The following is a 24243-nucleotide window of genomic DNA, read 5'->3' as shown; positions in this document are numbered from 1 at the left end:
GTCCTGCATGCAATAATTCATGGCAACAGCCGCCGCCAACAAGGTGGCGGCTGGCGCAGTCCTATTTGACGAGCCGCAAAGTCAGGGGATAGCGGTAGGTAATGCCATTGCTGGCTTTGACGGCCGCGACGATCGAGCACACCAGGTTGGCCAGCGCCACCACCCAGAACAGGAACAGGCCGATCAGCACGAACGACAGGATGAAGCAGGCGAAATACCAGATGATCAGGGTGATCTGGAAATTCAGCGCTTCGCGGGCATTCTCGGCCGAGAATTTATCCGCATCATCTTTCTTGATCAAATAAAGGATCAGCGGCGCCACCCAGCTGGTGAACAGGCCGCCAACGTGGGACAGGATGGCGATCGTCGTATCTTGCGTACGCGTTACTTCCGGCTGCGTGTTATCCATTATTGTTCCCATCATTAGTTATAGATACATCAATATAACAGCAATATTTCTTTTTGAAATGAAACACTTGCTGGCGCAAGGGACTTTTTTCATGCGTCGCTTGCCGCCGCCAGCGCTAGCCGCCCCAGCGTGGCGATGGCGTCTTCCAGCTGCGGACTCCACGGGTGGCCGTAATTGAGGCGGATGCAATGACGAAACGCGCGGGTGGCGGAAAAGATGGGGCCGGGCGCGATGCTGATGCCGGCCGCCAGCGCGCTGCGGTGCAAGGCCAGCGCATCGACGCCGGCAGGCATCTCCACCCAGACAAAATAACCTCCCTGCGGCCGCGTGACCCGCGTGCCAGGCGGAAAATGCACGGCGATGGCTTGCAGCATGGTGTTTTGCTGTGCCGCCAGGGTCAGCCGGAGCTGGCGCAAATGACGCTCGTAGCCGCCCTGTGCCAGGTAATCGGCCAGCGCCATTTGCAGCGGTATGGGCGCCGACAGGCTGGTGGTCAGTTTCAAGCGCTCGACCTGGCGCGCGTAGCGGCCCGCCACGGCCCAGCCCAGCCGGAAACCGGGTGCCAGGGTCTTGGAAAACGAGCTGCAATGCATGACCAGCCCCGCGCTGTCATGACTCTTCGTCAAGCCGGGACGCTGTTTGCCAAAGTACAACTCGCCATACACATCATCCTCGATCAGCGGCACGCCATGGCGCGCCAGCAGTGCCACCAGTGCGCGCTTCTTTTCGGGCGGCATCAGGCTGCCCAGGGGATTCTGGAAACTCGTCATCAGCCAGCATGCCTTGGGCTGGTGGCGCTGCAGCAACTCTTCCAGCGCCGCCAGGTCGACGCCGTCGCGCGGGCTGGTGGCGATCTCCACGGCCTTGAGTTCGAGCCGCTCCAGCGCCTGCAAACAGGCATAGAAGCTGGGCGACTCGATCAGCACCGTGTCGCCGGGCCGCGTGACGGCTTGCAGGCACAGGTTCAGCGCTTCCAGCGCGCCATTCGTGATGACGATGTCGTCGCTGGAAACGCGCACGCCGTCGAGCTGGTAGCGCAGCGCGATCTGGCGGCGCAATTCCGCATTGCCCAGCGATAAGTCCGTCACGGTGCTCCACGGGTCGAGGCGGCGCATGCTGGCCGACACGGCCCGCGCCAGCCGTTCCATCGGAAACAGATGGGGGCTGGGAAACGCCGAGCCGAAGGGCACGATATCGCGCGCGCCCACGGCGCCCAGCACCTCGAAGACGAGATCGCTGACATCGACGGTGGTACTGGCGTCGAGCGGGCGCGAACTGTCCGGCTCGGGCGCCAGCGCGGCGCGCTGCGGCGCCACGTAATAACCGGAACGGGGACGCGAGACGATCATGCCGCGCGCTTCGAGCAAATAATACGCCTGGAACACCGTCGACGGGCTCACGCCCCTGCGCGCATGCTGCTGGCGCACGGAGGGCAATTTATCACCAGGCAACAACAGCTGCGTGCTGATCATGGCGGCCACTTCTTCCGCCAATTCTTCATATCGTTTCAACCCTGCTCCTCAAACTGATCCGTAGTTTTATTGCACAACTGATCCTGTCACAAAGACAGTGCCCGGTATATGCTAGGGTAACAACATCCGGGCAGCAACACCGGCACGCCATATCGACCGACGAGACAGGTAATTTTCCCATGCAACTCTCCATGCGACTTTCCGTGCAACTGCATTTCCCCCTCGTGCTGGTGCTGACCCTGGCTTGCGCCTTGCCCGGCATGGCGCTGGCCGCACCGGCCGCACTGCCAGCCGGCCACGACAGCCTGGAACAGCGCATCAAGGCGTGCACGTCCTGCCATGCGCAACAGGAGCGCCACGACGCCTTCTTTCCCCGCATCGCCGGCAAGCCGGCCGGCTACCTGTACCACCAGTTGCTGAACTTTCGCGAGGGACGGCGCCAGTATCCGATGATGAACTACATGGTCGAGCACTTGCCGGACGACTACCTGCGCGAAATCGCCGAGTATTTTGCGGCCCAGCACCCGGCCCCGCCGCCGACCCAGCCCAGCAGCGCCGGTACGACGGCCCTGGCGCGTGGCAAGCAACTGGTGCTGCAAGGCGATCGCGCGAAAAAAATCCCCGCCTGTGTCGCCTGCCATGGCCAGCAGCTGGCCGGCGTGGCGCCCGCCATTCCCGGCCTGCTGGGCTTGCCGCGCGACTATATCAACGCCCAGCTGGGCGCCTGGAAAAACGGTATCCGCCGCGCCCACGCGCCCGACTGCATGGCGCAAGTGGCGCAGCGCCTGTCAGACGCGGACGTGGGCGCCGTCTCGGCCTGGCTGGGCACACAAGCGGCCAGCGCCGACGCGCGTCCCGCCAGCAGCATCGTCCTGCCCTTGCCGCTGCACTGCGGCGGCGTGCCGGGTTCTACCGCGCAGGTGGCGCCATGAAAAAATGGATGATCGCGGCCGGCCTGGTGCTGATCGTCGGCGGCAGCGCCAAGTTCCTGCTGTATCCGGACGACGACATCGGCCCGCCCGCCGCTGCCAGCAACCTGAGCCAGCAAGAGCTGGTCGCGCGCGGCGCCTACCTGGCCAGGGCGGGCGACTGCATGGCGTGCCACACGACGCGCGGCGGCGTGGCGTACGCGGGCGGACGGGCCTTGCAGACGCCGTTTGGCAAAGTGCTCTCGCCCAACATCACGGCCGACAAGGAAACGGGCATCGGCAGCTGGACGGCCGACGAGTTCTGGCGCGCCATCCACAACGGCAAGTCGAAAGACGGCCGTTTGCTGTATCCGGCCTTTCCGTACACCAGCTACACCAAGGTGCAGCGCGAAGACAGCGACGCCTTGTACGCGTATTTCCAGAGCCTGCCGCCGCACCGGCAGGCGAACGCGCCGCATGCGCTGCGCTTCCCCTATAACCAGCAAATCGCGCTGGCCGCCTGGCGCGCGCTGTACTTCAAGCCGGGCGTGTACCAGCCCCTCACGACGCAAAGCATGGAATGGAACCGCGGCGCCTACCTGGTACAGGGCCTGGGCCACTGCAGCGCCTGCCATAGCAGCCGCACCACCCTGGGTGGCAGCGACGAAGGCCTGTCGGGCGGCCTGATCCCCGTGCTGGGCTGGTACGCGCCTTCGCTGACGTCGGACGCGGAAGCGGGCCTCGGTGACTGGGACACGGCGCATATCGTGGAGTTGCTGCAAACGGGCGTGTCGCCGCGCGCCACCGTCTTCGGCCCCATGGCCGAGGTGGTGCGGCAAAGCTTGCAGCACATGGGCACGCACGACGTGCAGGCAATGGCCGTGTACCTGAAAAGCTTGCCCGGCCCCGCGCAAGTGGCGAAAAAAGCGCCGCGCGACACGTCGGAGCAAGTTCGGCAGCAACTCGTGCTGGGCGCGAAACTGTATGAAGCGCAATGCGCGAGCTGCCACCAGGCCGACGGCAAGGGCGTGCCGCCCGGCTACCCGCCGCTGGCCGGCAACCGCGCGCTGACGACGGAGTCGGCCGTCAACGCCATCCGCCTCGTGCTCAACGGCGGCTTTGCGCCGGGAACCAGCGGCAACCCGCGCCCCTACGGCATGCCGCCGTTCGGCCCCGTCATGGATGACGCCGAGGTGGCAGCCGTGGTAACGTATCTGCGCGCCTCTTGGGGCAATGATGCGCCGGCCGTATCGGCCCTGGAGGTGAATAAATACCGCAGCGTGCCCCTGGAGTAGCAGACATGAAAAAACCGGCCAAGGCCGGTTTTTTCATGTCAGGCAGCCGCTCTCAGCGAAACTTGCTCTTGTGCCCCGTCTTCAAGTCCAGCGCATAACGCACGCCGTTGTCCGTCAGCATGACTTCATCTGGCGGCTCCTCGCCAGCCAGGGCGCCATCGATCAAAGGCAGGCCTTCACCCTTGCGCATCAAGTCGTCGCAGCGCTCATACACGTTCGCACAGCCCGTGGAAGCCATCAGCGATTGCACGATGGCCACTTTCCACGCATCGACGCCGCCGGCATTGAATTCGCAGATCAGATAGCCTTGCACGCCGCCAAACAGCTGTACCACCAGGCCCGGCAAGCCCTCGTCTTCGCCCTTGATCAGGGTCAATAGCTGGTTCTCGCCCGCCTTCTTGATGGCCGGCAACTTTTTTTCGATGGCGGCCTTGACGCGGCGCTTGATCAGCGCGTGGTCGACCGGTTCGTCTTCCTTGAAGCTCCAGATGCGCGCGCGGATCTGCGACTTCGAATTGTAGGCGGCGCGGGCGATAAACTGCTTCGCCGAGCTTTGCACGATGGCCGTCGAGCCGGGCTTCATTTTTTCCTGCGGCTTGCCTTCGACTTTTTCAATCGCGGAGGCGTAAATCCACGATTGGCCCAGCAAGCTCTTTTCCTTGCCCTGTTTGATGGTGATGATCAGCATGTAATTCCAGTAGTGTGGCCGGCGCGTGCCGGTCGTCGTATGTCCCACCGACATGATACCTCATGCCATCCTGTCGCATCTTCCTGCATTCTGTCCCGCCAGCATTGCCGTCTGTCGCAGCGCGGTACGCAGGCGTGGCCGGCTGGCATACCATGCATGCAGTCCAATTCACAACAGGGAGCAAGAATGACACACGCAATTTTCCAAGCCCGCCACCGCCGCCACGCTAGCACCGTGACCACCCTGCTGCTGGCCGCCTGCGCGCTGGCCATGCCGGCCGTGCCGGCGCTGGCGTCGCCACTGGACTGGATTTCCGGCAACAGCATCCAGGGCAGCGGCAAGCTGCAAAAGCAGACGCGCGAGGTGGGCAGCTTCCATGCCGTGGCGCTGAATGTGCCGGGCACGGTCGAATTGCGCATTGGCAACACGGACAGCATCACCATCGAGGCTGACGACAATATCCTGCCGCTGATCGATACCGCGGTGGAAAACGGCACCCTGCGCATCCGCCCCGCCAAGCGCAACGCCAACTTCCGCCAAAGCAGCCTGAGCATCGTCATCCAGGCGCGCCAGGTGGAACGCATCAGCGTGGGCGGCTCGGGCAGCATCACGGCAACGGGCTTGCGCGCCGAGAATCTGCGCTTCGACGTGGGCGGTTCCGGCTCCATCAACGCACGCGACCTCGACAGCCGCATGGTCTCCGTGGCCATCGGCGGCAGCGGCAACTTCAAGGCCAGCGGCAAGACGGAGCAGCTGACGGCATCGATCGGCGGCTCGGGCAATATTCAGGCAGGCCGCCTGGCCGCGCGCGAGGTGCAGGTGAGCATCGGCGGCTCGGGCGAGGCGCAAGTGTGGGCCAAGGATGACTTGGCCATCAGCATCGGCGGCTCGGGCGAAGTAAGCTACTACGGCGATCCGCGCATCAGCCGCAGCATGCAGCGTTCGAGCAGCATCAAGCGCCTGGGCAGCGCACCCAATTAAACGCCTGCCATGAAAAAAGCCCGGATCACTCCGGGCTTTTTGCGTTTCAAACGGTCAACATCAGCGCGCCGGCTTCACCGGTTCGCGGTCGATCAAGACCGTGTTGACGCTGTCGGTCAGCCAGATCTGGCCATCCTGGATCGTGCATTGCAGCTGCATGTTGCGCTGCGCCAGCTTGCTCATGTCTTGCGCCGCCTCGGATGGCAGGTTGATCACGGTCAAGTTCTTCGCCCGTTCCAGCTTGTTCGCGATCTGCTTCCACCAGATGTGGCTGGTTGCGCCATAGCTGTAGACGATCACCTGTTCCGAACGGCCGCAGGCCTTCAGGATGCGTTTTTCGTCGGGCTGGCCCACTTCGATCCACAGCTGGATGGCGCCCGTCAAGTCCTTCTGCCACAGGTCGGGCTCTTCCGTGTCGAACAGGCCCTTGGTGAAGGTCAGCGCTTCGTCGGCATGAATGGCGAACGCCAGCAGGCGCACCATCATGCGCTCGTCCGTTTCGGAAGGGTGGCGCGCCAGGGTCAGCGCGTGATCCTGGTAGTAGTTGCGGTCCATGTCGGCGATCTGCAGATCGGCTTTGAAAATTGTTGCTTTAAGGGCCATCGTGTTTCTGTCTCGGTAAAGTGAATAGTGAAGTCGGTATCAGCGGAATACCACGGTCTTGTCGCCATTTTTCAGGATGCGGTGCTCGACGAACCATTTCACGGCGCGTGCCAGCACCACGCACTCGACGTCGCGGCCGATGGCCGTCAGGGTGTCGGCATCCATCGCATGGTCGACGCGCTCGACATCCTGCTCGATGATCGGGCCTTCGTCCAGGTCGCCCGTGACGAAGTGGGCCGTCGCGCCGATCAGCTTGACGCCGCGTTGGTGCGCCTGCGCATACGGCTTGGCGCCCTTGAAGCTGGGCAGGAAGGAGTGATGGATATTGATGGCGCGGCCGTCGAGCGCCTGGCACAGACCGGGCGACAGGATTTGCATGTAGCGCGCCAGCACCACCAGGTCGATCTTGTGCGTGTCCATCAGCTCGATGATCTTCGCTTCCTGCGCCAGCTTGGCCGCTTCCGGCGCACCGGCCGCCAGCGGCAGGTGGTGGAAGGGAATATTGTAGCTGGCCGCCAGCTGGTAGAACTCCATGTGGTTCGAGACGATGGCGGGAATTTCCACGTTCAGCAAGCCGCTCTTGTAGCGGAACAGCAAATCGTTCAGACAATGACCGATCTTCGACACCATCAGCATCACGCGCGGCTTGACGCGCGCATCGTGCAACTGGCCATTGAGGTGCATGGCTTGCGACAGGTCGGCGAAGGCGCTGCGCAACTGGGCGTCGCTGACGGCGCCGTCTTCCAGCGCGAAATGCACGCGCATGAAGAACAGCTGGGATTCCTGGTCGCCGAACTGGGCCGAATCGAGGATGTTGCAGCCGTGTTCGGCCAGGAAGCCGGACACGCGGTGCACGATGCCGCGCTGGTCCAGGCAAGACAGGGTCAGGATGTATTCGGGATGCGTCATGGTCGCGGATTAAGGCAAAAAAGGTGGGCTATGCTCGGCTCAGCCACGCGCGCCGGCCATCGGCTGCGCTGCCGCGAGCCGGCTATTGTCGCACGGCCGGGCCCGTTAGCCGGCATTTTCCACACTAGCAGCGTGGCTGCTGGCGGTGGCAAGCCGATGCACGTTCATTTGATCTGGCACAAAGTCATCGCGATTTTCTGCCTGCCGGGCGCCATTCTCGCGCCAAACCGGCATCCGGCATGGAACCTGGCACGCCATCCGGCGTCTATCTCTATGCTTGTTTCAGCACACGCCGCATCCGGTGCACCGGGTGTTTCTCGGACCAGATTTTCATTGAGGTAGAACATGTTCACCAACAGTATCCCCAAAAGTCTCAGCCCCGCCCTGAAGTCCCACCTGGAAGCCCAGGGCAATTTCACCACAGAACTATCGCGCAAGCTGTTCGATACGGCGCAGCAACTGAGCGAGCTGAACCTGCGGCTGGCGCAAGACTTACTGCAGGAATGGCACAGCGCCAGCCAGCAACTGCTATGCGCGCGCGACACGGGCGAGTTCCTGTCGCTGGCTGCTGCCCAGTTGCAGCCGGGCAGCGACAAACTGCGCCAGTACCAGCAGCAACTCGGCAATCTCGTCGCCAACGCCCATATCGAGATGAACCGCACGGCAGAGAACCACCTGCCCGAAGCCAGCCGCACGGCCGTGGCCCTGGCTGACGAAGTGGCGCGCAAGGCGGCCGAAGAAACGGAAAAGGCCGCGCAGCGCCAGCGTGAAATGATCGAAAAAATGCATGCCACGGGCCACCACGATGGTGCGGGCCACAGTCGCGAGACGGGCAGGCAATCCGATCAGGCGCATTGAGCACTTGACTCCCACTCGACAGCAAGGAGAGCGACATGGCTAACAATAATGAGCAGGGCAAAGGCGCTGGCAGCAGCCAGAAAGCCGGCGAATCGGGCAACCCCAAAGGCACGGGAAAACGCGGTTTCGCCGCCATGAACGAAGAGCAGCAACGCGAAATTGCCAGCAAGGGCGGTCAGGCAGCCCATCAAAAGGGCACGGCGCATGAATTCGACTCGGAAGAAGCACGCCGGGCCGGGCAGAAAGGCGGTGAAGCCGTCAGCCGCAACCGTGTACACATGGCCGAAATCGGGAGGAAAGGCGGCGAAAGCCGACAATCGGCCCAGCGCGCCAATGAAAGCCGCAGCAGTAGCGCGGCACGCAGCGGCAGCACCGAGCAGCAAGCCAAGGCGAGCCGGCAAGGCAGCAAGGACGAGGGCGATAAGGGCCAGGGCCAGGGCTAGGACCACCAGGCTGACCTGCGCGCGCCGCTTGACGGCGGCACAGGGCGGCCCTGGTGGCCCGGTGCAAGGGTTGGCGCAGCGCGGGGCGCGGCGGTATGGTACATTCTCGCCTTACTGACACCTCCGCGCCCCGCCCCGCCCTTCTCCGCATGCAGCCATCCCTGAAATACCTGAGCGCCTATTCCGAACAAACGCAAGCGCAAGTGCAGCAGCTGATCGCGCAAGACAAGCTGGGCGAAGTCCTGTTGAAACGCTACCCGAACGCGCACGAGGTGCGCAACGACAAGGCGCTGTACCAGTACGTGCAAGAGTTGAAAAATGAATTCCTGCGCAATGCCGAGCCCATCAACAAGGTGGCGTTCGACAGCAATATCCATGTGATCCAGCATGCGCTGGGCTTGCATACCGCGATCTCGCGCGTGCAAGGCGGCAAGCTCAAGGCCAAGCATGAAATCCGCGTGGCCACCATGTTCAAGGAAGTGCCACTGGAATTCCTGCGCATGATCGCCGTACACGAACTGGCGCATGTGAAAGAAAAGCAACATGACAAGGCGTTCTACAAGCTGTGCGCGTATATGGAACCGCAGTACCACCAGTACGAATTCGACGTGCGCCTGTATTTGACCCAGCTCGACCTGTCGGGCCAGCGTTTGTGGTCGTGACGACCGGTACCGGCCAGCGTAAAAAAGCCGCCTGGTAAAACGGGCGGCTTTTTTACGTGTGCGCCGGCGTGGCCCGCGCCATGTTCAGGCTCAGGCGGCGTTCTTGCGACGGCGCAGGAAGGCCAGCAGACCCAGGCCGCCCAGCAGCATGCCGTACGTGGCCGGTTCCGGCACGGCGCTCACGCTGGCGGCGATATTATCGACCTGAAAAGTGTGCAAAGCGCCTTCCTTCCACGATGCCGACAGCAGATTGTTGAAGCCCGTGAACGTGTAATCGCTGAAAGTATGGCTGCCATCGAGACTGAAGGTCTGGCTCACCGTACCACCGCCCATTTGGTGGCCGACGAACGTCACGTCGTAGGAGCCAGGCAAGCTCACGAAGTCAGCCAGGCTGATCGAACTGAGCGAGAATGCGGCGCCATCGGTACGGCTCAAGGTTGTTGTCGACAGCAGCGTGGCGCCAAGGCCGGCCGAGCCCGCATAAGCGAAGTTGCTCTGATGTGCAGAACTCAAGAGGCCCAGGAAGCTGCTGTTGAAATCGTAGCCGCTTTCGGAGTAGGAGTTGAAGACGGAACCGAGGATGCCGGGGTGTTCCAGCGCATCGAAGCCGATGGTCGTGGTTTGTGCGTGGGCGCCGCCAGCGGCGAGAAGGGCAGCGACAGCGGTGGCGCGCAAGAGGGTCATTGGTTTCAAAATAACATCCTTTCGAGATGATGAAGTAGCGTGGCTGTGGCAACTTGAAGCAGATCGGCACCTTTTTTGGGAGGCTGTACAACGCTCGTCGGTGTCCGATATTCCTAACTTTTTGAACTATGCCAGTAGAACACATTCGTGCATAAAAAGCATCTTCATTTTCAAAAAAACATGCCGCCAGTGCAATTTTATGGCTATATTTTTATTAATTACGTCATTGATCTCGATCAATTTTCCCGTGCAGAAATAAAAAAGCCATGCACTTTCCAGGGCATGGCTGTTTCGCATGGCATGGACGACGCTAGGGCGCGCACTCCTTCAGGCGCTGCACCAACGCTGCAGGGTCGGCATCGGCGTTCAGGAAAGCCGCGTGCTGCGGGCGGATGAAGCCCTGCTCCCTGCCATTTTCCACGAAGGTCAGCAAGCCATCATAAAAATGCTCGACATTGAGCAAGCCGATGGGCTTGGCGTGCAGGCCCAGCTGAGCCCACGTGAGCATCTCGAACAGCTCTTCCAGGGTGCCATAGCCGCCGGGCATGGCGATGAAGGCATCGGACAGGCTGGCCATCATCGCCTTGCGTTCATGCATGTCCTTCACGATGAACTGGCGCGTCAAGCCCGTGTGGCCTACTTCGCGCTCAACCAGCTGGGTGGGGATCACGCCCGTCACCTCGCCGCCCAGGCGCAGCACTTCATCGGCGATTACGCCCATCAGGCCCACCTTGCCGCCGCCATACACCAGTGAAATATTTTCTGCCACCAGCACGCGCGCCAATTCACGCGCCGCCACGGCATAGTCCGGCGAGACGCCCGCGTTGGCACCACAGTACACACATAAAGCCTTGATCACAGTCATCCTTATCCTTTTAATTCATCGATCGCCACCTCGACCTCGAGGCGTTCCTTGGCGTCCAGTGCCACGCAGTCGGCCGCCTTTTCATACAGGGCCAGCGCTTCCGCCAGCTTTTTCTTTCCGTCGAGCATGTTCAAGGCGCGTGCATATTCGCTGTGCGCCAGCGCCGAAGAAGGCGTCAGGGCCAGCGCCGTCTTGAAATGCTGGTAACCGTCTTCCTTGTTGGCGCCGTAGGTCAGGCTGCCGATCATGGCGCCGACCTTGTCGATAATTTCCGTATGATAAATCCCAAACGCAATATGCGCTTCCGCATGCATGGGCGCCACCGTCATCGTGCGGTCCAGGCTGTTGCGCACGCGCGCACCCATGCCCTGCGCCAGGGCCTTGACGACGGAAGTGCCCAGCGCGTAGCGGCCCAGGCTGTAGGCATGCCAATAGTAGCCAGCCGGGTTGTCCGGCTGCTCGCTCTGCTGGCGCTCGCAGCGCTCCGCCACTTCTTCGTACATGTCGAGTTTCTGGCTGTCGTTCGCTTCCAGGTGCGTGGCGTAGATGCAGGTCGCCTTGTGCGCCACCGCATAGCCGGGCACGCCAATTGCCAGGCCCAACTTCACGGCGCGCTCGAAGTCCCCCGCATGGAAGGCCAGCCAGGCCTGCACCAGCGCCGCGTGCGTGGGAAACGGTTCCACATCGCCCGCATGCAGGCGCGCCCAGGCCGCCTCCAGGGTGTGCGGCGTGTAGACATATGCTGCGTCCGGATAGGGAAATTGTTTCCAAGCCATACATGTCTCCTGTAAATAACGACTTGCCGCCAGCGGCCGTGTCAGTCGTTCTTGAGTTTGGTCACATACTCTTCCGACAGTTTGCGAAACAGCAAATGCGTTTCATTGCGCAAATACGGCCCGATCAGGGACAGCACCTGGTAGCAGCCACGCGCCAGCGCATCGGACATGGATTGCTGCTCGCTATACTTGCGCGGGTTGCGCACATATTCATACGACAGCCAGTAAGTGGCAACAACCACCATATTCGTCGCCATCGCAGCGACTTCCATGTCCGACGCTTCGAGCGACTGTTCGCTGCGCAAATCTTCGCACAGTTGCGTGGCCACCTTGATCTTGTGCGCCAGGATCAGCTTGAAGTGCAGTTCCAGCTTGCGGTTGCGCGACAGCAAATCATTGAGGTCACGATAGAAAAAGCGGTAGCGCCAGATCAGTTCGAACATCAGGTGCAGGTACAGCCAGACATCCTCGATATTCGAACGGCGCCCGTCAGGCACGGTCAGGATGCGTTCGATTTCCGCCTCGAACTGAACGAAGATCGAATTGACGATGTCATCCTTGTTACGGAAGTGGTAATACAGGTTTCCCGGCGAAATGTTCATCTCTTCCGCAATCACGGTTGTCGTGATATTCGGCTCACCAAACTCATTGAACAGGCGCAGCGACAACTCCAGGATGCGTTCGCGGGTACGGCGTGGTGCTTTTTGTAGCATGGCGGGCAATCTCTCTGTGTTCTGCCACAAGCATACCACCTAAGATAGCCGAAATGAAACACTCTGCCCCATGGGGCCGGCGAAAAATGCAGGCAAAAAAAGCCTGCGCGAGCAGGCTGGAGGAATGCTGCACCCACTCAGGCCGGCGGTGCTTTTTTCTTCGCCGCCGCTCTCGCAGCGGGCTTGCTCGCTGGCTTGGCTGCGGCGCGCGGCGCGGCCCTGGCTGCCGGCTTGGCCGGAGCCTTGGCGACGGCCGCCTTCGGTGCGACTTTGGCTGCGGTTTTCGGCGTGGCTTTCGGCGCCGCCTTCACGGCGGCCTGGGCCGACAGCGCTGCCACCTGCACGCTCAAGGCATCAATCTTGGCGTGCAGCGCGGCGATATCGTTTTGCATCGGCACGCCGATGGTGGCCAGGGCGCGCGCGACGCGCTCTTCAAACACTTGCTCGAGTTTGTCCCAGGAACCGCTGGCCTGCTTGCCCACGCCATCGGCCAGTTTGCTGACGCTGTCGCCGACATCGGCCACCTTGTCTTCGGCGCGCTGCTGGAATTGCGTGCCTTCCTTCACCAGCTTGGAAAACACGCGCCCACCCTCTTCCTGCGCCTTGGCGAAGGCGCCAAGGCCCGCTTGCCAGATCTGCTGCGCGGACGAGCGCACTGCGCTCGCCAATTCCTTGTCTTGCGTCAACTCCTTCAATTTCTTCACCATCGCCCGCTCCCGTCATATGAAAGGCCATGCCACTTCATGGATGCTTTTTATTCTAGAGAGCAAAACTAGAGACGAGAGTCTAATTCGATAGAAAGCTGCTTCCAAACGTGCGCCAGCGCACGCAGTGGCAAGCAGCTAGGCAGCCGCTTTCACCGGGCCATGCAGCAGCTTGTGCAGGCGGAAGCCTTCGCGGATGTTCTCGCGCAGCACGGCGCCTTTCCACGGCTTGGTATAGAAACGGTCGATGGCGCCACGGTTGATGGCCGCCATGATGGGAGTTAGGTCGGCAAAGGCGGACAGCATGATGCGGAAAGTGTCGGGGCACAGGTGCTTGACCCGCTCCATGAATTCGGTGCCGCTCATGAGCGGCATGCACTGGTCGCACAGGATCACCTGCACCTTGTGGCGCGCCAGGATGTCGAATCCCTCGGCGGCCGTCTGCGCCGTGAGGATGCGGTAGCCATCCTGTGCCAGGAAGTCGCTGAGCACGTCGAGCATGAAGACATCGTCGTCGACGATCAGCAAGGTCTGCTGCTCTTCGCCATCGGTATCCTGGGGCGCCTGCAGCTGCTTGCCTTTCATCAGCATCTGTTCGAATTCTTCCTGCGGCACGGGGCGGCTGAAATAATAGCCCTGCATCTCATCGCAGCCGTGGCGCCGCAGATAGGCCAGCTGCGCATCGTTTTCGACGCCTTCGGCGATCACTTCCAGCTTCATGCTGTGCGCCATGCTGATGATGGCCAGCACGATGGCCGCGTCGTCAGGATTGCTGGTCACCTCGCGCACGAAGGCGATGTCGATCTTCAGCTTGTCGATGGGGAAGCGCTTCAGATAGGCCAGGCTGGAATAGCCGGTGCCGAAATCGTCGATGGAAATCCGGATGCCCAGCGCCTTCAGGTTGCGCAGCACGGCGATGGTTTCCTCGGCGTTCGACATCAGCGAGCTTTCCGTCAGCTCCAGCTCCAGCAGGTCGGGCGCGATATCGTGCCTGCTGATCGCCTTGAGCACCTCTTCTTCCAGGCCGCCGACGAAAAACTGGATGCCCGACACATTCACGGACAGGTGCACGGGGCCGATGCTGCTGGCGCCCCACTCGCTGATCTTCTTGCAGGCCTCGTCAAGCACCCAGTTACCGACGCGCACGATCAGCCCCGTTTCTTCCAGCAGAGGGATGAAGAGGGCCGGCGAAACCATGCCGTGGCCGGGGCGGCGCCAGCGTATCAGCGCCTCGGCGCCGCTGATGCGTCCCGAGATGATATTCACCTTGGGCTGGAAGAACAGCACGAATTCCTCGTTGTCGATGGCACGCCGCAGGGCATTTTCCATGTCCAGCCGCGCCATCGATTGCGCATTCATTTCCGCCGTGAAGAAGCGGAAGGCATCGCGCCCGGCCTCCTTGGCGCGGTACATGGCCGTGTCGGCATATTGAATCAGGGTGTCCGCATCGACGCCGTCTTCGGGGAACACGGAAATGCCGATGCTGACCGTCACCGTCACCTCGTGCCCCTGCAAGTCGAAGGGCTTGCGCATCGCTTCGCGGATCTTGGCGACCACGCCCACGGCATGCTGGGCGCCTTCGGGCAACACCAGGATGGTGGCAAACTCATCGCCGCCAAAGCGGCCGATGGTATCGCGCACGCGCAGGCAATCGACCAGGCGGCTGGAAAACTGGCGCAGCAGGTCGTCGCCGACGGTGTGGCCCAGGGTGTCGTTGATATTCTTGAAGCGGTCGATGTCCATGAACAGCACGGCCACGGCCCACTGGTGTTCGGCCGCCTGGGACAGCGAATGGGTCAGCGAGGCGTAAAACTGGCTGCGGTTCGGCAAGCCCGTCAAGGTGTCGAAATGGGCCAGCTTCATCAGGCGCTGCTCGGCATCCTTGCGCTCGGTGATGTCGCGCGCCACAGCCACCAGTATCCAGCTCTGCCCCGAACGCAGGGTGCGCCGCTGCACTTCCACCGACAGCGGCGAACCATCCTTGCGCTGCAACTGCAATTCCGTCATCGGGCCGCCCTGGTCGCCCGCCAGCAGTTTGTTGTACAGCTCCTTCAGCGGGGCTTCGCCCTCGTGCGCGCGGCCCGGTCCCACGCGCAGGAAATCCTCGCGTTCAAAACCCAGCATGCGGCAGGCAGTCTGGTTGACGTCGACAAAGCACATGCCGGCGCGGTCGATGAGGAAAATCGCGTCGGCCGTGGCATCCATCGCCAGGCGGAAGCGGCGCAAGTCTTCATCGAGGCGGATACGCGCCGCCATGTCCAGGGTCAGCTGCTCGTGGTGGCGCTTGATCTCGTCGTACAGCAGCAGGTTATCGTAGGCGACGGCGATCTGCGCCGCCACCGTGGCGGCCACCCGCTCGTCGACTTCGGAAAACTCGTTCGCCCCCAGCTTGTCGACCAGGTACAGCCAGCCGTGGCTGCGCTCGCGCGAGGCGATGGCGACGCCCAGGAAGGAGTGCACGGGCGGATGGGTGTCGGGCAGGCCGAGTGCGCCGGGGTCGCCTTTCAAGCCATTGACACGGTAGGGCTGGCGCTGTTCCAGCAGGCGATTCAAAATGCCCGTGCGCGGCGCGCTGGCGATGCGCTCGAGGTTTTTCTCTGCGCCGCAGGAGGAAAAGTAACTGAGCTTGTCGGCGCCCTCTTCCAGCACGCCGATGCAGGCATACTTGGAGACGCAGATATTCTGTGCCACCTTGCAGCCCGCCTCGATCAAGGCGCGCGGATCGCGTTCTGCGCCCAGCTCGATGCCCAGTTCGATCAGGGCCGTCAGGCGCAGGCTCACCGCCTGCAGGCTCGACAGAGAGCGCGACAGGCGCTCCGTCATGATGCCCAGGTCTTCGGGCATGGCGGCATGGCCTTCGCGCTGGCTGGCCAGCTGCGAAATCTGCTGGCTGCTGGACTCGACTTCGTCGAGGTAGCCGCTGACCTGGTGCTCGATGCCGGCCAGCTGGACAGTGACGGGAGGGGCCGCACCGCCGCCCGCGCCCTGCATGGCCGGCACCTGGGAGGCCGCCGGCATCAGTCCCAGCGCCTCGTTGACCGTGCGCACGATGACCTCGGGGTCGGACGGCTTGGGCAACACCCAGCGCACGCCGCACGCCCGCGCCAGCAAGATCGCTTCCTGCTCGCGGTAGGTGGCCGTATAAAAAATGATGGGCACGTCGGTCAGCGCGGGATCGGCATGCACGCGCGTGACGAATTCGTAGCCGTCCATATTCGGCATGAGGATGTCGGAGATGATCAGGTCCGGCCGCTCGGTGCGCAGCACTTCCAGCGCGTCGGCGCCGTTGGCCGCCTCCAGCAGGCGGTGGCCGCCGTAGCCCAGCAGTGCGGTCAGGAACTCGCGGTTCAGCACATGATCGTCAACGATCAATATCGTCGCTATGTCGTTTTTAACTGGCGTCGACGGCGCCCCGGGTAAAAAAGATTCCAGCTCCGCCACGAACAGGTCCGGCTCGATCGGCTTGCCGATATAGCCATTGAAACCCGCTTCGAGCAGGCGTTCGCGGTCGCCCACCATGGCCAGCGCCGTCACGGCCAGGGCCGGGATCTTGCACAGCAGCGGGTCTTTCTTCAGCTCGGCCACCACGCCATAGCCATCGAGCTTGGGCAAATGCACGTCGCAGATGATCAGGTCCGGCAATTCGCTGCGCGCCATGCGCACGCCCTCTTCGCCGTCATAGGCGGCCAGCGGCGTGTACCCGAAGGCACGCAACAGGTACACCATCAATTCCATATTGGTGGCGTTATCTTCGATAATCAGGATACGCGCGGACAATTAGCACCTCCCATGAAAACTGAATAATCTCATTTTTTGCCTGCACCCATTTTTCCGCTTGCGCAGCAACATGCTAATCCTACAACATCCTGCCATGCATCCCTGCAACTATCTTGCATGCGGATGCACGTGGCGCGGCGCATACGGCCTAGTCAATCATTGCTGGCCATCACCTTCGTGATGCTAGCTTAATACAGGACGCCAGTGGAAAACAGCATTTTCTGGGCCTGTACCTGTTAGACCTGGGCAATAGCAGAGTCAAAAGAGACAGTCTTGCCATGCAGACAAAACACAACAGGATTCAGGAAAAATGGGAGCAGCACGGTGGCTGGACGGCTTCGCACTTGATAGTGATTTCCGCTACCAGCTGACGCAGCACGCGCGCATCGCTGGCCAGCGCCACGTGGCCGATGCCGCCGAAGGCCAGATTGCGCGCGCCGGGCAAGTGGGCGGAAGTTGGCGGCGCGACGATATTATCGTGCTGCGAATACATCGAGGTGATCAGGGCGCGCAGTGCCGGCGTCTCGCTGGCGGCCAGCTGCGCCAGCCAGGCGTCCGGCGCACCATTGATACGGCTCATCTGGCGCGCATTCGTCCCCGCCGCCAGGTTGGCCAGCGCCGTGCCGTGGTGCGGCGTACCGATGGTGATGATGCGCGCCACGCGGGCCGCGCCATAATGGCGCAGCCAGGCACGCGCCACCAGGCCACCCATGCTGTGGGCGACAATGATGACGCGGTTGCTGCCCGTACGGGCGCACAGCGCCACGATGGCCCGTTCCACTTGCGGCACGAACGCCTCGATGTCGGCGACGATGGGCTCCAGATCAACGGCATCATGCGCGATGCCGGCCCGCGCCAGCTGGGCGCTCAGCTGCGTCCAGTAGCCGCGATTGCACACATAGCCGTGCACCAGCAGCACCGGCAAGCCCTGGCCAGGCGTGATGCAGTCGGCCGCATGCAGGCGCGGACGCAGCATGCCCCACGACGACGTCCACAGGGTGGCGCGCAGCTCGCCCAGGAACAGGCGCGCAGCGCCCATGACGTCCAACTGATATTCCGGCGGCACGGGGCTGCCCAGGTGCCGGCTCTGCCAGAAATTGCGCGCCACGATCAGCGCGCGCACGGCCAGCAGCATGGCGACCGCCAGCAGCACGGCCATGACGGGCGACGCGACGCCCCACGCCTGCATGGCCAGGCAGGCAAAACCCAGCACGGCCAGCACCTGCAACAGCATCAGCCACTTGAGGATGCGCGCGATCATGCGGCGGCTGGGGCGGCGACAGGCATGGGCACGGGGGCCGGCTTGCCCGTCATCACTTGCGCCAGGCCGCTGGCCAGGCGCGCGGCCAGCGCATAGATCGTCAGTTGCGGATTGGCGCCGATCGAGGTGGGGAACAGTGAACCGTCGTGTACCGACAGGTTGCGCACACCGTGGTAGCGGCCATCGGCCCCCGTCACGCCCAGGCGCGCATCGTCCGACATGGCGCAGCCGCCCATCACGTGGGCCGATACCACGCGCGTCAGCAGCGCCTTGAAGGGCAAGCCGTTGATGGCCTGCTTCGCCTGCGCCCAGCTCGTATAGTGGCTGGCCAGCTCGTGTACGGGATACACGCTTTTCGCGCCGGCGGCGAACTGGATTTCCGCCATCGACAGCAGCGCGCGCCGCGCGCCATCCCAGATGAAGGGCGTGAGCGGATAGTCAAGCACGGGCGCGCCGAAACTATCGACGGATACGCTGCCGCCCGCCGAGTCAGGGTGAAAGCCGTCGCGCAGCAGCGCCAGCAGGCCGTGCGCGTGGGGGAATTCGCGCATGGTGCGCGCATGTTCATCGCCGAAGCCGCCCATGGTGGTGGCCATCAGCAGCGGATGCAGAGGCGGCGCTTCGAGCTTGTAGCCGATAGGACCATCGATGGGCGCCACGTGCAGGAAATGGTCGGAATAAATCGTTTGCGGCGCGCCCGCGTAGGCGTCGACGCGCTGCGGGAACAAGCCCGCCGAGATCACCGTCGGATGCAGGAAAGTGCGCCGGCCCAGCAAGCCGTGCGGATCGGGCGCCTGCGAGCGCAGCAACAGCGCCGGCGAGTTGATGGCGCCGCCGGCCAGCACGAAATGTTTGGCGCGCAGCGTGAGGCGCGCGCCTGTCGGCGCCTGGCCTGCGGCGTCGAGCGCCGTCACCTGCAGGCTGTCGATGCGCTCGCCCTTGAAGGTAAAACGCTCGGCGCGCGCATGCACGAGCAGGCCCGCGCCCAGCGCCAGCGCGGCGGGGATCGTCGTCACCAGCATCGACTGCTTGGCGTTGGTCGGGCAGCCCATGCCGCAGTAGCCGAGATTCCAGCAGCCGTTCACATTGCGCCGGATGGCGGCAGTCGGTATGCCCAGCGCCGTGGCGCCACGGCGCAGCAAATCGTTGTTCTCGTTGGGCGGCGCGGCCCAGTCGCTCACGTGCAGGCGTTTTTCCATCATGGCGAACCACGGCGCCATGGCGTCCACCGAGTAGCTGGACAAACCAAAATGCTGGCGCCAGTATTCCAGGGTGCCGGGCGGCGTGCGAAAACTCGAGGTCCAGTTGACGGTGGTGGAGCCGCCCACCGTGCGCCCCTGCAGGATGTTGATGGCCTTGTCGCGCGTCTTGCGCGCGGCCGATTCCTGGTACAGGGTGGGATAAGCGTCCGCTTCGCGCATCTTGAAGTCTTTGGAGGACTTCAAGCCGCCCTCTTCGACGATCAGCACTTTCAGGCCGGCCAGCGCGAGGATTTCCGCCGTCACGCCGCCGCCGGCGCCGCTGCCGATGACGACGACATCCGCCTCCAGCGTGCGGTCGGTGTTCAAGGTGCTGGCGTCGGTGACGTGCCAGCCGCTGGCCACGCCGATGGCGATGGGGTCGGGTATGGGGGATGTGCGCATGGTGGCCTTGTCAGCTCAATTCGGGCAGCGGTCCCGGATAGCCGATGGCGGCCCAGTGGGCGGCATCGGCATACCAGGCACCGAGGATAAGATCGTGCAGGGCCAGATAGGCCGTCTGCAGGGTGGCCAGGCGGTGCATACGCCACGACTGCAGGAAGGCGGCAACTTGGGCCGGGTCGGCCTCGGGCCAGCCGCCATGCACGCCGGCGACAAAGCGCCGCGCGGGTGCCAGCGCCAGCAGGCCAAACAGGTCCTGCACTTCCTGCTGGGCCGCCAGGGGCAGACCATGGATGGCCGTGTCCACGCCGGCGATGGCGCCATCGAGGGCCTTGCTGCGCGCATCGCCCCTGTGTGGCAAGGCCACACCCAGCATGGCCGGCACGATGGCCGCCAGCGCCGCGCGCGCAGCGCCATCGAGCGCGAAGCGGCCAGGCGCGGCCGGCCCCCGCAGCGCGCGGTACGCGGCGCCGCCGGCGGCCAGCGCACAGGCGCCCAGCAAGCCCAGTTTCAGAAACGATCTGCGTCGCATTCCCATGTCTCCCCTTGTTTTGTTCGGCCTTTTGCGAGTCAGTGTACGTCAAAGGAAGTGGCTGTCCACGCGCAAAACCTAGAGAGGTGCATCTATTTTTTCGACTGAGAGCATAACAACAGCATGGCCAGCAGCGCCGCCAGCGCGCCGCCGATGGCGATACTGGGCAAGCCGTTGGCGACGATCAGCACGCCGCCCAGCGCACCGCCGGCGGCCGTCCCCGCATTGAAGGCGGCGATATTGAGGCCCGCCGCCACCGCGTCGCTGCCCGGGCAATGCTGCTGCGCCAGGCGTAGCAAACGCATGGTCGACAGGGTGACCAGGGCAAAAAACAGCAAGCCCAAGGTGCCGCACAGGGCCAGCATAAGCAGTGGCTGGGCGCGCAGCACATAAAACCCCAGCAGATTGAGCGCCAGCGCGGCCAGGGCCAGCATGGCCGAACCATCCGCGCGTGCGCCATCGGCACAATGCCCGCCCAGCAGGTTGCCGCCGATGGCGCAGACGCCAAAGCACAGCATGGCGGCGCCCAGCCAGCCTGCATCGAGTCCGCCCAACTGCAGCAGGAAGGGAGAGAGATACGTGAAAAAACTGAAGGTGGCCACGCTGACCAGCGCCGCCACGCCGGCCGCCAGCAGCAGGGGCGGCTGCAAGATGGCGCGCAGGCTGGCCAGCGGCGATGCGACAATCGCCTCCTGGCGCGCGGCAGGCATGGCGAAGTGCAAGCCGGCACCGCCGCACAGGGCCAGCACGCCGATGGCGGCGAATACCCAGCGCCACGACGAGATGGCGCCCAGCCAGGTCCCTAGCGGCACGCCGCCGGCCAGCGCCAGGGTCAGGCCCAGCCAGACGATGGACAGTGCCCTTCCCGCGCGGGAAGGGTCGACCAGGCTGGTGGCCGCATGCGAGGCCACGGCCATGAACACGCCATGCGCGAGGCCCACGACAAAGCGCACGCCCAGCAGCGCGCCCAGTGCCGGCGCTTGCGCCATGGCCACGCTGCCGGCCGCCAGCACGGCCATCGTCGCCACCAGGAGCTGGCGCGTGGGGTGGCGCGCCAGCATGGCCGTCAGCACCGGCGCGCCGATGGCCGCGCCCAGCGCATATGCGGCGATGGCGCCACCGGCCGCCGCCACGCTGGCATGCAAGTCGCGCGCCATGGGCGACAGCAAGCCGGCGGCGATGAATTCGCATAGGCCGAAGGCAAAGCTGCACAGGGAAAGAAGGTAAATGGCGGGCGGCAGCGCACTGCTGCGCGATGAAACGATGGACATGACGTCTCCAGGACAGGCAAAAACGCCATGCTGGCCCCTGGGCCGTCATCTGTAAAATATCTTATTTATCTTGGAATGAGATACTAAACGTCTCATTGAAGCGCCGACAGCCGCAGCTGCGCCAGCAGCCGCTCGCGCACGGGAGAATCGCGCTGCGGGTCCCAGGCCATGTACAGGTCGAGCTGGCGCAGCGGCTCGGGCGCATCACTTTGCAGCGGGAGCATGACGACACCGGCGGGCATGGACGCGGCCAGACCGGCCGGCAGCAGGGCCACGCCGAAACCGGCCGCCACCAGGCCCAGCACCGTTTGCAATCGGCGCGCCTGCTGCACCACGCGCGGCACGAAGCCCGCGTGCAGGCACAGGCTGGCCAGTTGGTCATGAAAACCCTGGCCCAGCGCGCGCGGTGAAGCGACGACATCATCATCGGCCAGGTCCGCCAGGTCCACCCGCGCCTGGCCCGCGCAGCGGTGATCGGATGGCAGCGCCACCAGGATGTCTTCGCCCGACAGGCGCTCGAAGCGCAAGCCCGGCGTGCTGCGTCCCGGCGCGCGCAGCAGGGCAATATCCACCTCGCCTTTTTCCAGCCACTCGACTTGCTGCTGCGTCGACGCCTCGCGCAAGGTGAATTGCACGGCCGGCGAGGCGGCGCGGAATGTGCGCAAGGCGCGCAATACGTGGGCGTATGGCGTGATGTGGATAAAACTCAGCCGCAAATGCCCCTCGATGCCCTGCGCCACGCGGCGCGTGGCCGCCACGCCCTCTTCCAGGTTGGCCAGCACTTGGCGCGCCGTGGCCAGAAAAGTGCTGCCGGCCGGGGTCAGGCTGACCTTGCGGTTGCTGCGCTCGAATACGGGATAGCCCAGCGATGCTTCCAGGCGCAGAATCGCCTGCGACAAGGGCGGTTGCGCCATGTGCAGCCGTTCGGCCGCACGCCGGAAATTGAGTTCCTCGGCGACGGCGATGAACTGGCGCAGCAGCCGGGTTTCTATCATGGGCCTTTTTTCGCCATCGCCAGGATATGGCGGGCGAAGCCGCGCAGGATGTTGACTTCTTCCGTTTCCAGCCCCGTGCGCGAAAACAGGCGTTTCAGACGGGGCATGAGCTTTTTCGGGTTGTCGGCGTCGAGGAAATCGATGGCCACCAGCGCCTGCTGCAAGTGATCGTACATGCCGTCGACCTGCGCCAGGCTGGCCGCGTCGCCGTGGAAACCGACGGGACTGGCGAGCTGCCCATCGCCGAGGGCCGCGACGCGGCACTCATAAGCGACGACCTGCGCCGCCTGCGACAGGTTCAGCGAGGAATACGCGGGATTGGCGGGAATGTTGATCAGCACATTGCACTGCTCGACGATCTCGTTGGGCAAGCCGAAGCGCTCGTTGCCGAAGATGACGGCCGCGTGCAGGTCTGCACTGGCGGCCAGCTGGGCCGCGATTGCGCGCGGGGAGGTCACGGGCGGCGAGAATTCGCGCAAGCGGGCCGACACGGCGGCCGCGTAATTGCAGCCTTCGAGCGCTTCGGCGATCGAGCCGACGATGCGCGCGCCAGACAGAATATCCTGCGCGCCGCTGGCGAAGGCCACCGCTTCCGCATCCGTCAAGGCATCGGGAAAACGCGGATTGACCAGCACCAGATCGGAAAAACCCATCGTTTTCATGGCCCGCGCGACGCCGCCAATGTTGCCAGGACGACTAGTTTCGACAAGAATAAATCGCAGGCGTTTGAAAAGAGACGTGTTGATTTCGGGCAGATTCATTTAAAATAGCGCTATTGCGCGGTATCGATACAGGAAATTTCGGGGAACGGAGTCACAAAACGCTGACGCCAGGCCGGGATTTTAACCACTTCGGCACCGCTCCGCTCTTTAATTCATTCTTGCACTCTATCGTACCGGCGCCGCAAGGCGACGCTGGGCGGTCGCGTGCTTTTAACGGAAGCTCACATGCACCCAATGCTCAACACGGCGATCAAAGCCGCCCGCCGCGGCGCCGCCGTCATCAATCGCGCCTCTTTTGACCTCGACCGCGTCGTCGTCACGGAAAAACAACATAACGATTTCGTCACCGACGTCGACCAGGCGGCCGAACAAGCCATCATTGAAGTGCTGTCCAAAGCCTACCCGGACCACGCGTTCCTGGCTGAGGAATCGGGAGCTTCCGCCAACTCGCACGACGAGAATGAATATCAGTGGATCATCGACCCGATCGATGGCACCACCAACTTTATCCACGGCTTCCCGCAATACTGCATCTCGATCGCCCTCGCGCATCGCGGCGTCGTCACGCAAGCCGTCATCTACGATCCGGTACGCAACGACCTGTTCACGGCCACCAAGGGCGCCGGCGCCTACCTGAACGAAAAACGTATCCGCGTCACCAAGCTCGACCGCATCTCGAACGCCCTGCTGGGCACCGGCTACGTGGCCGGCAGCGCCCGCGCGCTGGATGAATACCTGAAGATGTACGCGATCATGGGTGAACGCAGCCAGGGCGTGCGTTGCGCCGGCTCGGCCGCGCTGGACCTGGCCTACGTCGCTTGCGGCCGCCTGGACGGCTTCTACGAAAAAGGCTTGAAGCCTTGGGATATCGCCGCCGGCGCCCTGATGATCACGGAATCGGGCGGCATCGTCGGTGAATTTTCCGGCGAGTCGGACTACCTCTACAAGGGCGACGTCATCGCCGCCAGCCCGAAGATCTTTGGCCAGATGATCACCCTGCTGACGCCATTCGCCTGAGCGCCAGGCGCGCTCTGATGTGAAAAAAGCTGCCGGAGGAAACTCTGGCAGCTTTTTT

24 protein-coding genes are annotated in these 24243 nt (G+C 63.4%); 7 read left to right on the top strand and 17 right to left on the bottom strand.

Translation table 11 applies throughout. From position 1 onward, the window contains the following. Window positions 1-61: 61 nt before the first annotated feature. Together CSZ94_RS16570 and CSZ94_RS16565 are read right to left on the bottom strand one after the other, a co-directional pair. Window positions 62-409: a DUF4870 domain-containing protein gene (locus tag CSZ94_RS16570; RefSeq protein WP_102122517.1), complete on the bottom strand. Its 348-nt coding sequence runs from the start codon at window positions 407-409 to the stop codon at window positions 62-64. 89 nt (window positions 410-498) lie between these two features. Further along, window positions 499-1920 (bottom strand): aminotransferase-like domain-containing protein, encoded by a 1422-nt coding sequence (locus tag CSZ94_RS16565; protein WP_102122516.1) that lies wholly within the window; start codon window positions 1918-1920, stop codon window positions 499-501. A 140-nt stretch (window positions 1921-2060) separates the two neighbouring features. Between CSZ94_RS16565 and CSZ94_RS16560 the strand changes: the two genes are divergently transcribed. Continuing rightward, window positions 2061-2813, top strand: a complete 753-nt coding sequence (locus tag CSZ94_RS16560; protein WP_102122515.1) for a c-type cytochrome — start codon at window positions 2061-2063, stop codon at window positions 2811-2813. Next, the gene (locus CSZ94_RS16555) at window positions 2810-4084 is read left to right on the top strand and encodes a c-type cytochrome (RefSeq protein WP_102122514.1); all 1275 of its coding nucleotides are present in this window, start codon (window positions 2810-2812) and stop codon (window positions 4082-4084) included. The genes CSZ94_RS16560 and CSZ94_RS16555 overlap by 4 nt, the downstream gene beginning before the upstream one ends. A gap of 52 nt (window positions 4085-4136) precedes the next feature. Here CSZ94_RS16555 and CSZ94_RS16550 read toward each other — a convergent pair whose 3' ends face one another. Next, complete coding sequence (locus CSZ94_RS16550) at window positions 4137-4772, bottom strand: SAM-dependent methyltransferase (RefSeq protein WP_102122529.1); 636 nt, start codon at window positions 4770-4772, stop codon at window positions 4137-4139. A 186-nt stretch (window positions 4773-4958) separates the two neighbouring features. Between CSZ94_RS16550 and CSZ94_RS16545 the strand changes: the two genes are divergently transcribed. Further along, window positions 4959-5753 carry a head GIN domain-containing protein gene (locus CSZ94_RS16545; protein WP_102122513.1) on the top strand — a complete coding sequence of 265 codons (795 nt, stop codon included), beginning with the start codon at window positions 4959-4961 and terminating at the stop codon, window positions 5751-5753. A gap of 60 nt (window positions 5754-5813) precedes the next feature. Here the strand turns inward: CSZ94_RS16545 and CSZ94_RS16540 are convergent, their stop codons facing one another. Then, window positions 5814-6356: a YaeQ family protein gene (locus tag CSZ94_RS16540; protein WP_034758748.1), complete on the bottom strand. Its 543-nt coding sequence runs from the start codon at window positions 6354-6356 to the stop codon at window positions 5814-5816. A 39-nt stretch (window positions 6357-6395) separates the two neighbouring features. After that, window positions 6396-7265: a formyltetrahydrofolate deformylase gene (gene purU, locus CSZ94_RS16535; protein ID WP_102122512.1), complete on the bottom strand. Its 870-nt coding sequence runs from the start codon at window positions 7263-7265 to the stop codon at window positions 6396-6398. A gap of 345 nt (window positions 7266-7610) precedes the next feature. Between purU and CSZ94_RS16530 the strand changes: the two genes are divergently transcribed. The 3 genes from CSZ94_RS16530 to CSZ94_RS16520 all read left to right on the top strand — a co-directional run bounded on the left by CSZ94_RS16530 (window position 7611) and on the right by CSZ94_RS16520 (window position 9228). Next, entirely contained in the window at window positions 7611-8123 is a 513-nt protein-coding gene (locus tag CSZ94_RS16530) for a phasin family protein (protein WP_102122511.1), read from the top strand. Window positions 8124-8158: 35 nt separating this feature from the next. Then, window positions 8159-8566 carry a KGG domain-containing protein gene (locus CSZ94_RS16525; RefSeq protein ID WP_102122510.1) on the top strand — a complete coding sequence of 136 codons (408 nt, stop codon included), beginning with the start codon at window positions 8159-8161 and terminating at the stop codon, window positions 8564-8566. Between the two features lie 149 nt (window positions 8567-8715). Beyond that, window positions 8716-9228, top strand: coding sequence for a YgjP-like metallopeptidase domain-containing protein (locus CSZ94_RS16520; protein ID WP_102122509.1), 513 nt, complete (start codon window positions 8716-8718; stop codon window positions 9226-9228). A 90-nt stretch (window positions 9229-9318) separates the two neighbouring features. On the opposite strand, the gene CSZ94_RS28740 is transcribed toward CSZ94_RS16520, so the two are convergent. The 12 genes from CSZ94_RS28740 to CSZ94_RS16460 all read right to left on the bottom strand — a co-directional run bounded on the left by CSZ94_RS28740 (window position 9319) and on the right by CSZ94_RS16460 (window position 23207). Then, window positions 9319-9912, bottom strand: a complete 594-nt coding sequence (locus CSZ94_RS28740) for a PEP-CTERM sorting domain-containing protein (RefSeq protein ID WP_102122508.1) — start codon at window positions 9910-9912, stop codon at window positions 9319-9321. A 310-nt stretch (window positions 9913-10222) separates the two neighbouring features. Beyond that, the gene (locus CSZ94_RS16510; protein WP_374703585.1) at window positions 10223-10768 is read right to left on the bottom strand and encodes a TIGR00730 family Rossman fold protein; all 546 of its coding nucleotides are present in this window, start codon (window positions 10766-10768) and stop codon (window positions 10223-10225) included. An 11-nt stretch (window positions 10769-10779) separates the two neighbouring features. Continuing rightward, entirely contained in the window at window positions 10780-11553 is a 774-nt protein-coding gene (locus CSZ94_RS16505; protein ID WP_102122506.1) for a hypothetical protein, read from the bottom strand. A gap of 41 nt (window positions 11554-11594) precedes the next feature. Then, complete coding sequence (locus tag CSZ94_RS16500; RefSeq protein ID WP_034758777.1) at window positions 11595-12266, bottom strand: TetR/AcrR family transcriptional regulator; 672 nt, start codon at window positions 12264-12266, stop codon at window positions 11595-11597. A gap of 137 nt (window positions 12267-12403) precedes the next feature. Further along, window positions 12404-12973 (bottom strand): phasin family protein, encoded by a 570-nt coding sequence (locus tag CSZ94_RS16495; protein WP_102122505.1) that lies wholly within the window; start codon window positions 12971-12973, stop codon window positions 12404-12406. Between the two features lie 135 nt (window positions 12974-13108). Beyond that, entirely contained in the window at window positions 13109-16747 is a 3639-nt protein-coding gene (locus CSZ94_RS16490) for an EAL domain-containing protein (protein ID WP_102122504.1), read from the bottom strand. Between the two features lie 301 nt (window positions 16748-17048). Next, on the bottom strand, window positions 17049-18008 hold the full coding sequence (locus CSZ94_RS16485; RefSeq protein ID WP_102122503.1) for an esterase/lipase family protein: 960 nt from the start codon (window positions 18006-18008) through the stop codon (window positions 17049-17051). Further along, a complete protein-coding gene (locus tag CSZ94_RS16480) occupies window positions 18005-19651 on the bottom strand; it encodes a GMC family oxidoreductase (protein ID WP_102122502.1) in 1647 nt (548 codons plus the stop codon). The genes CSZ94_RS16485 and CSZ94_RS16480 overlap by 4 nt, the downstream gene beginning before the upstream one ends. 10 nt (window positions 19652-19661) lie before the next feature. Further along, complete coding sequence (locus tag CSZ94_RS16475) at window positions 19662-20186, bottom strand: hypothetical protein (RefSeq protein WP_102122501.1); 525 nt, start codon at window positions 20184-20186, stop codon at window positions 19662-19664. An 86-nt stretch (window positions 20187-20272) separates the two neighbouring features. Further along, entirely contained in the window at window positions 20273-21451 is a 1179-nt protein-coding gene (locus tag CSZ94_RS16470; RefSeq protein ID WP_258001031.1) for an MFS transporter, read from the bottom strand. Between the two features lie 92 nt (window positions 21452-21543). Continuing rightward, window positions 21544-22446: a LysR substrate-binding domain-containing protein gene (locus tag CSZ94_RS16465; protein WP_102122500.1), complete on the bottom strand. Its 903-nt coding sequence runs from the start codon at window positions 22444-22446 to the stop codon at window positions 21544-21546. Further along, on the bottom strand, window positions 22443-23207 hold the full coding sequence (locus tag CSZ94_RS16460; protein WP_102122499.1) for an RNA methyltransferase: 765 nt from the start codon (window positions 23205-23207) through the stop codon (window positions 22443-22445). The genes CSZ94_RS16465 and CSZ94_RS16460 overlap by 4 nt, the downstream gene beginning before the upstream one ends. A 195-nt stretch (window positions 23208-23402) precedes the next feature. On the opposite strand from CSZ94_RS16460, the gene CSZ94_RS16455 reads away from it, so the two are divergent. Then, window positions 23403-24185, top strand: a complete 783-nt coding sequence (locus CSZ94_RS16455; protein ID WP_102122498.1) for an inositol monophosphatase family protein — start codon at window positions 23403-23405, stop codon at window positions 24183-24185. The last annotated feature ends 58 nt before the right edge of the window (window positions 24186-24243 follow it).

Source organism: Janthinobacterium sp. ROICE36 (genome assembly GCF_002869965.1).
Lineage (GTDB): Bacteria > Pseudomonadota > Gammaproteobacteria > Burkholderiales > Burkholderiaceae_D > Janthinobacterium.
Note: the sequence above shows the minus strand (reverse complement) of the source record. Positions and strands in the feature narration are given on the sequence as shown.